General features: G+C 53.0%; 8 protein-coding genes. All 8 read left to right on the top strand.

Annotated features, from left to right (window positions below; all coding sequences use genetic code 11):
• Nucleotides 1–177 precede the first annotated feature (177 nt).
• Entirely contained in the window at nt 178–1,821 is a 1,644-nt protein-coding gene (locus tag L691_RS0123150; protein WP_025692665.1) for a response regulator transcription factor, read from the top strand.
• A 3-nt stretch (nt 1,822–1,824) separates the two neighbouring features.
• Nucleotides 1,825–2,694, top strand: a complete 870-nt coding sequence (locus tag L691_RS34100) for a cache domain-containing protein (RefSeq protein WP_051459441.1) — start codon at nt 1,825–1,827, stop codon at nt 2,692–2,694.
• Between the two features lie 2 nt (nt 2,695–2,696).
• The gene (locus L691_RS34095) at nt 2,697–3,242 is read left to right on the top strand and encodes a sensor histidine kinase (RefSeq protein WP_051459440.1); all 546 of its coding nucleotides are present in this window, start codon (nt 2,697–2,699) and stop codon (nt 3,240–3,242) included.
• Complete coding sequence (locus L691_RS0123140; protein ID WP_025692664.1) at nt 3,239–4,258, top strand: substrate-binding domain-containing protein; 1,020 nt, start codon at nt 3,239–3,241, stop codon at nt 4,256–4,258. The genes L691_RS34095 and L691_RS0123140 overlap by 4 nt, the downstream gene beginning before the upstream one ends.
• A 128-nt stretch (nt 4,259–4,386) precedes the next feature.
• Nucleotides 4,387–4,761, top strand: coding sequence for a NifB/NifX family molybdenum-iron cluster-binding protein (locus L691_RS0123135; RefSeq protein WP_025692663.1), 375 nt, complete (start codon nt 4,387–4,389; stop codon nt 4,759–4,761).
• Nucleotides 4,762–5,057: 296 nt separating this feature from the next.
• Nucleotides 5,058–6,134 (top strand): galactose ABC transporter substrate-binding protein, encoded by a 1,077-nt coding sequence (locus tag L691_RS0123130; protein ID WP_025692662.1) that lies wholly within the window; start codon nt 5,058–5,060, stop codon nt 6,132–6,134.
• 141 nt (nt 6,135–6,275) lie between these two features.
• Nucleotides 6,276–7,787 (top strand): sugar ABC transporter ATP-binding protein, encoded by a 1,512-nt coding sequence (locus L691_RS0123125; protein WP_025692661.1) that lies wholly within the window; start codon nt 6,276–6,278, stop codon nt 7,785–7,787.
• A 30-nt stretch (nt 7,788–7,817) separates the two neighbouring features.
• Nucleotides 7,818–8,268, top strand: a 451-nt coding sequence (locus tag L691_RS0123120) for an ABC transporter permease subunit (RefSeq protein ID WP_025692660.1), incomplete at its 3' end; no start/stop codon positions are given.

Here is an 8,268-nt window from a genome sequence, read left to right as displayed (position 1 = left end):
GTCTGTTCGTTAATTGGGCAGACGTAGTTTTTTTTGAGAAAGCAAAGGCCAAAAGATTTTTCCGTCCTATGCGGCCGTGGTGCATTTTTCGGTTTCTTCTTGTTTGTATTATGAGTCCGTCAGCCTTACAATAGAAATGAAAGCGCATACTTTATCGTTTGTGAGGAGGATCAGGTGTTGTACAAATTGATTTTGGCTGAAGATGAAGCGGATGTCAGGGAGGGGATCATTGGGCAGATCGACTGGGAACGCTGCGGCTTTGAGGTAGCGGACCAGGCGGAGAACGGCAAGGAAGCGGCGGAGCTCGTCGACCGGCTGCTGCCCGACGTCGTCGTCACCGATATTCAGATGCCGTTTATGAACGGATTGCAGCTCGCTGAATATATCCGCAGCCGTTACCCGGGCACCAAAATCATTATTTTGACGGGCTATGACGAATTCGAGTATGCGCAGCGCGCCATCAAGCTGCAAATTGATGAATATATTTTGAAACCGTTCTCTTCTCAGGAACTGATTGATGTGCTGCTGAAGGTCAAGGGAGCCCTTGATTCGGAAATCGCCGAAAGGGAAAACATTCATGTGCTCAGCGAACATTACCGCAAAAGTCTGCCGGTACTGCGTGAACAGTTTCTTTCCTCGCTCGTGTCGCGCAGACTGCGGCCGGAAGAAATTGCGGTAAAGAGCAGAGAGTACGGCATTTCTCTCTCCGGAGACTGGTTTCAGCCCTCTGTTATCAGTCTGGACTATATTCGCGAACCGGAAGCTTCGGGCCCGGGTCATCCGGTCTCCCTGCGCGGTACCGGCGACCGCAATCTCCAGCTGTTCGCCGTACTTAACATTGCCGAAGAAATTTGCGGAAAGCACGGCTTCGGCAGAGTGTTTATCCACCGCGACGATCTGGTCATGCTGTCTTCCCGCACGGGAACGGATGAAAGCGAGATTACCGGCAGGACTCTGGCCATTCTGGAGGAAATCCGCCAGAACGTGCAGCGATTTCTTAAGCTGACCGTCACCATCGGCGCGGGAACGGTCTGCCGGACGCCGGAGCTGCTGTCACGCTCATTCGCGGATGCGCTTCAGGCGCTGGACTACCGGCTTATCCTCGGCAATAACCGGGTGATCTGGATTGAAGACGTCGAGTCGCGTACCAGCCGCCCGCCCGTCTATGACGAATGGAGCGAGCAGTCGCTTATCCGGACCGTCAAGCTGGGTACCGTACAGGAGCTGGAGGAGATCATCAACGAATTGTTCGGAAGTCTTGACGGAAGTCAGGTGATCGCGAACGAATACCGCATTTTTCTGCTGGAGATTATCACCTCCATTTTGCGGATGGCCAAAGAGTCTGGAGGGGAGACGAACGAGCTTTTCGGCTCTGGCATCATGTCCCTGATGGATATGAACAAATTCAACAATATGGAGGATGCGAAACAGTGGATTATTGATATCTGCACCCGGCTGATGAACCATATCGCCCTGGAGCGGCAGTCCAGTTACAAGCAGCTGGTCGAGCAGGCGAAAGATTTTATCAAGAGCCATTACCAGGAAACCGATATTTCGATCGGCAAGGTATGCCAGCATTTGCATATCAGCACCGGGTATTTCAGCAGTATTTTTAAAAAAGAAACCAAAATGACGTTCGTGAACTATCTCCTGCAAATCCGGCTTGAAGCGGCCAAGGAGCTGCTGCGCACGACGGAGCTAAAGGCTTTTGAAATCGCGGAAAAAATCGGCTTTGCCGATCCGAACTATTTCAGCTTCTGCTTCCGGAAGAAATTCGGCCAGTCACCCAAAGAATACAAGAACGGCGCCAGAGGAGGGTAACCCATGCCTCAAAAGCCGGCTAATCGCTTTCCGCTTCGTCCGCAGGCGCGCGGCACACACAGGGGCAAATTCACCTCCAAGCTGGCCAGCATTCAAGTAATTTTGACGGTAACCCTGACTTCGATCGCCGTGCTGGTAACGGTTATCGTCAGCTTTGCGCTGTACAACAAGTTCGCGAAGACGGCGGAGGAGAATGCGAGCCTGAATATGCAGCAGATTATTGAGCAGGTCAATTACAACCTGGGGCTGTATGTGAACGGCATGCGCAATATTTACGAGAAAGCGGAGCAGCAGATCGGGCAGAATGGGTCCATTGATTCCCTGATGCTGCAAGAGAGCCTGTCCACACTGCTCGAATCAAGGGAGGATCTGGTGTCCATTGCCGTCTTCACGCCTGAAGGCCGCCTTGTGCTGGACATTCCGTCCGCGCCGATGAGGCGCAACACCCAAATGGAGGAACAAAGCTGGTTCAATGCTCCCAAGAAGACGAGAGCAATCTCTTTTTCCCAGCCGCATGTCCAGAATTTATTCAAGAAACGTTACGTCTGGGTCGTGTCCATGAGCAAAATGATCTCTTATACGGATCACGGAACAAGCAAGAGAGGGATTTTGCTGGTCGACTTCAACTTTCGCACCATTGACGAGCTGAGCAAGCAGGTCAAGCTGGGGAAAAGAGGCTATGCCTATATTTTGGATTCGCTCGGGAATATCGTATACCATCCGCAGCAGCAGCTTATTTACGCCGGGCTGAAATATGAGAATGTGGAGCCGGTGCTGGAGTACGCCTACCGCAGTTATCTAGACGAATCCATGGGGGAGAAGCGGTTTATCACCGTGCGCACGCCGAACGCGGCAAGAATGAGGAGGTTGTGACGATGATCCAGTCGCTCTCTAAGTTTTTTCGCATTAGTCTCAGCAAGGGCAAGAATATTATTACGCTCCGGGAGGAGCTCGATCATATCCGCCATTATCTTGTCATCCAAAGCTTCCGGTTCAAAAATAAATTCCGCTACGAGATCAAGGCGCAGCCGGAAGTGCTGAATTGCCTCACCGTCAAGCTGATTCTTCAGCCGATTGTCGAGAATGCGCTGTATCACGGCATCGAAATGATGCCCGATGAGGGGTTCATCCATATAGCGGCGGAGCTGCGGAACGGTCTGGTCGTGATAACGGTCAGCGACAACGGCCTTGGAATGAGCGGGGACATGCTGAAAAATATTTTAAAGGGCGCTGTAAAAAGCGGAGGCGGGTCCGGCGTTGGCGTACGCAACGTGCATGAGCGAATCCGCTTGTACTATGGGCGGGAATACGGCCTATCCTTTGAGAGCGAGCTTGAAGAAGGCACTACGGTAACGGTTACTTTTCCGGCTCATGATGGAGAAGACGGCGAAACGGTGAAGGAAGGGGCGAAATCCCTATGAAAAGGATACGGGGATGGCTGACTATGTTTCTCTGCATCCTTGCGGCGGCGCTGACCTCCTGCTCGGGATCGTCCACGCCGCGAATTACGGTAGACAAGACCCGCAACATCCACATGATCGTGAAAATGAACAGGGGTGATTACTGGAACACGGTAAAAATGGGTGCGGAGGCCGCCGCCAAGGAATTCAACGTGAAGCTGACCTTCAAGGCCCCAGGTACGGAGAGCGATGTGAAGGAGCAGATTGCCATGGTTGAAGATTCGATCAAGGAGCAGGCGGACGTAATCATCCTTGCGGCGAGCAGCTATATGGGTCTGGCCCAGGTTGTCGACAAAGCGGCCTATTACCGGATTCCGGTCATTTCCGTCGATGCCGAGGTCGGATCGGCCAGAGTGACGACTTACATTGGCTCCAGCGGCTATAAAGCGGGGCAGAAATCCGCAGAACGGCTCGTTCAGCTGCTGAACGGTTCCGGCGAAATCGGCATTCTGAACTTTACGAACACTTCGGATAAGCAGGAGAGCGGATCGGATAACGATATCGATTACGGTGCGCGGGACGCCGATGAACGGGAAAAGGGATTTCTGAATTACGTCGCCCGTTACCCGTCCGTGCATGTGGTGGACATTTCCTATACGCCCTCCGTCACGGCGGAAGCCGAAGAGCTTACGCGGCTGATGCTGATCAAGCATCCGAACCTGCGCGGCATCGCGGCATTGAACGAGACGGCGTCGCAAGGAGCCGCGGCTGTGCTTCAGGAGCGCGGTCTCCGCAGCATCAAGATGGTCGCTTTCGACAGCTCCCCTGCCATGATGGAGCAGATTCAGGAAGGTGTTGTGCAGGCTGCCGTTATCCAGAACCCGTTCAGCAACGGTTATCTGGCGGTCAAGAATGCCGTGGAAATCCTTCAGGGCGTCAAGGTGCCGGAGCGGGTCGATACGGGGACGAAGCTGATTGATCTGGGTAATATGCTGTGGCCGGAAAATCAGAAGCTGCTGTTCCCGTTCGTGCGGTAAATTTCATTGATAGATTTGCAGCTTTCATGCTAGAATTTCGCTACGCAGTGCCGCGTCAAGGCGGCCGTATGCCGTGCGGAGTTTCAGGTAGAAGGCTTGAGGCGGCAATTTAGGAAGGAGAATACACAATGTCTTACAAACTGGCGGTTGGGAGCAGCGACGGGGAGATAGTCGATCAGCATTTTGGACGAAGCGAGCGGTTTTATATTTATGAAGTCAGCGATGAGGGAGCATGGACGCTGCTGGAAGTCCGCGACAACGTAACCACGCGGGCGGAGGGAGAGCATCACACAGATGAACTCAGCAAGACGGTCGATATGCTGAAGGACTGCAGCAAGGTGCTTGTGCTTCAGATCGGGCCGGGAGCGCAGCAGAGGCTGAAGCAGATTGGAATTACAGTGTATTCCAGCAGAGGGACAGTCGAGGACGCGGTCGGTAAGCTGATTGCGTTCGAGAACAAACGGAAGAACCGGTCGTTTCTGGACCGTGAGCAGGCGGAATAACAGTAGGCGGCCGCAGCCTTACAGGGCGGCGGAGCATAGAAAGGTTTGGGCGGACGGAAGAGGTCTGCCCAAACCTTTTTTTGCGTAAAAGTCCGCTCCACCCGTACAATTACCCGGTAAAAAGCCGTTTTTTGTCTGCGTAAGGAGGACAAGCATAGGAAAATGATATGAGAATTTTGCTAAAACAGAGGAGTATTTTATATTCGCAAGCGCTTACATCTCCCGCATAATAAGAATGTGCCCGGAAGCGGCGGGGGCAAAGAACAATAAGAAAAAAACCAGGAGGTCAAATTTCCATGAAAAAAATTACTTCCGTATTACTCGCAAGCGCATTACTTGGTGCTGCTCTGGCAGGCTGCGGCGGCAATAATAATTCGGCAAACTCCGGCAGCTCTGCGGCAACGAATTCCGGCTCTTCCGCAAATAGCGGCGATTCGGCCAAAACTCCTAAAGTCGGCGTAGCCATTTATAAATTCGATGATACCTTTATGACGGGTGTCCGCAACGCGATTGAGGAATCTGCCAAGGGCATCGCCGAGGTGGACATCGTGGACAGCCAGAACTCTCAGCCTACACAGAACGATAAAGTGGATCTGTTCCTTACCAAGAAATACAACGGCATGCTGATCAACCCGGTTGACCGGACGGCGGCGGGCGTGATCATCGATAAAGCAAAAGCGGCCAACACTCCGGTCGTGTTCCTGAATCGTGAACCGCTTCCTGAAGATATGAAGAAGTGGGATAAAGTCTATTATGTAGGCGCCAAAGCGGAGGAGTCCGGCACACTGGAAGGCCAGCTTATCGTCGATTACTGGAAGGCTCATCCGGAAGCCGACAAGAACAAAGACGGCGTGCTGCAGTATGTGATGCTCAAAGGCGAGCCGGGACACCAAGACGCCGAGCTGCGCACGAAGTATTCGATTCAAGCGATTGAAGAAGCCGGCATCAAGGTAGAGAAGCTGGCCGAAGATACCGCCATGTGGGACCGCGTAAAAGGCCAAGAGAAAATGGCTGCGTTCCTCGGCTCGCATGGCGACAAGATTGAAGCCGTATTGGCCAACAATGACGATATGGCGCTCGGCGCGATCGAAGCATTGAAAGCAGCAGGCTACTTCAGCGGCGGCAAGTTCATGCCGGTTGTAGGCGTTGACGCTACTGCTCCTGCCGTTCAGGCGCTGGAAGAAGGAACGATGCTCGGAACCGTGCTTAACGATGCGAAGAGCCAAGGCAAGGCTGCGATTACGCTGGCCGCTCTGCTGGCAGGCGGCGAAACTCCGACCAAAGACAATGTGGGCTTCGACATTTCCGACAACCAGTATGTATGGATCTCTTACAAAAAGATCACGAAAGACAACGCATCCGAGGTGAAATAAGCTTTTTGCGGCTTGGGGCTAGGCAGATTGCACGAACGGGGAGCGGACCGCCGCTCTCCGGTATTCCTTGTCATGCAGGAGACAGGATGGAACCGCTGTGCCTCTCATGGAACAGAAAAAAAGCGTAGGGGGCGTAACACGATGGCTCAAAGCGAGTTTTTGCTGGAAATGAACAATATCACCAAGGAATTTCCGGGCGTCAAGGCGCTGGACGGCGTGACCATGAAGGTCAGACCCGGCAGTGTTCATGCCCTGATGGGCGAGAACGGGGCCGGCAAATCCACACTTATGAAATGCCTGTTCGGCATTTATTCGCCGGATAGCGGCGAGATTTTTCTGGACGGTCAGAAGACGGTCATCCAAAATTCAAATGATGCGCTTAACAACGGTATTTCGATGATCCATCAGGAGCTGCACCCGGTGCCGCACCGCAGCGTTATGGAAAACATTTGGCTGGGACGCTTCCCGACCAAAGGGCTGGGCCCGATTCAATTTATTGATCACAAAAAAATGGTTGCGGATACCGAAAAGCTGTTCAAGGATCTGGATATTGATCTGCACCCGGAAACCCTTGTGGGCAAGCTGTCCGTATCGAAAATCCAATCCATCGAAATCGCGAAAGCCGTCTCTTTCAACTCCCGTGTCATTGTCATGGACGAACCGACGTCTTCCCTGACGAGTGTAGAGGTGCAGCATTTGTTCCGGATTATCCGGGATCTACGAAAAAGAGGCGTTGCCATTATTTATATATCCCACAAAATGGAAGAGATTCTGGAAATCTCCGACGAGGTTACGATCATGCGCGACGGCAAAAAAATCGGCACCTGGCCGGCGGCGGAAATGACGACCGATCTGATTATCTCCCGTATGGTCGGGCGCGATCTGACCAACCGATTCCCCGAGCGCTTCAATGTGCCGGGCGAAGTATTTTTGAAGGTTGAAGGACTTACTTCCACGGACCCGAGATCGTTCAAGGATGTCTCCTTCGAGCTTAAGAGAGGGGAAATTCTTGGTGTCGGCGGTCTGGTGGGAGCGCAGCGGACGGAGGTGATCGAAGCGCTGTTCGGCCTGCGGGCGCTGAAGTCCGGAACGATCTCCATCGGAGGCAGACCGGTCAAGATCCATTCTCCCCAGGATGCGAAAAAATACGGTCTAGCTCTGCTGACGGAGGAACGGCGCGTTACCGGTATTTTCCCGGTGCTGTCCGTCCATGAGAACGGCGCTATCGCTAACCTGGAGCGCTATCAGAAACTGTACTTTCTGCTGAACGGGAAGAAGAAAAAAACGGAAGTGGACAAGATGATCGAAAAGCTCCGCACGAAGACGCCGACCACGAAAACGCAGATTATGAATCTGTCAGGGGGCAATCAGCAAAAAGTGCTGCTGGCCAGATGGCTGCTTACCGAGCCGGAGATCCTGCTGCTGGACGAACCGACGCGCGGGATCGACGTCGGGGCGAAATTTGAAATATATACGATCATCGCCGATCTGGCGAAGCAGGGTAAGAGCATCATTATGATTTCCTCCGAAATGCCCGAGCTGCTTGGAATGTCGGACCGTGTCATGGTGATGTCGGAGGGCAGACTGACCGGCATCCTGGACGGCGCCTCAGCGACGGAAACCGATGTGATGCGTCTGGCCGCCCAGCATTGATTCAGGACCATCTATGAGGAGGAAAATCTAATGAACGCCAAAAAAGCGCAAGGCTTTATTACCCAAAATGCCATCTATCTCGTACTCGTAGTCCTGATTCTCGGTATCGCCGTTTACGAGCCGAGCTTCATGTCGGTCAATACACTCCGTGATATTCTGATTCAATCGTCCACACGGGTCATTATCGCCCTGGGCGTCGCCTTTATTCTAATCACGGCCGGAACGGACTTGTCCGCAGGGCGGGTTGTGGGCCTGACGGCGGTTATTTCCGCCTCAATGCTGCAAATCCCGGATTATTCGCGCCGTTTCTTCCCGGATCTGCCGCAAATGTGGCTCATCGTTCCGATTGTCATTGCCATTCTGGCCGGTCTGTTATGCGGTCTGATCAACGGCTTGATCGTCTCCAGGCTTAATGTTCCTCCTTTTATCGCGACGCTCGGCACGATGGTTATGGTCTACGGTATCAACTCCTTGTATTTTG

It is taken from the genome of Paenibacillus zanthoxyli JH29 (assembly GCF_000520715.1).
Classification (GTDB): domain Bacteria; phylum Bacillota; class Bacilli; order Paenibacillales; family Paenibacillaceae; genus Paenibacillus_AQ; species Paenibacillus_AQ zanthoxyli.
This window is presented reverse-complemented; position numbering and strand designations above follow the sequence as displayed.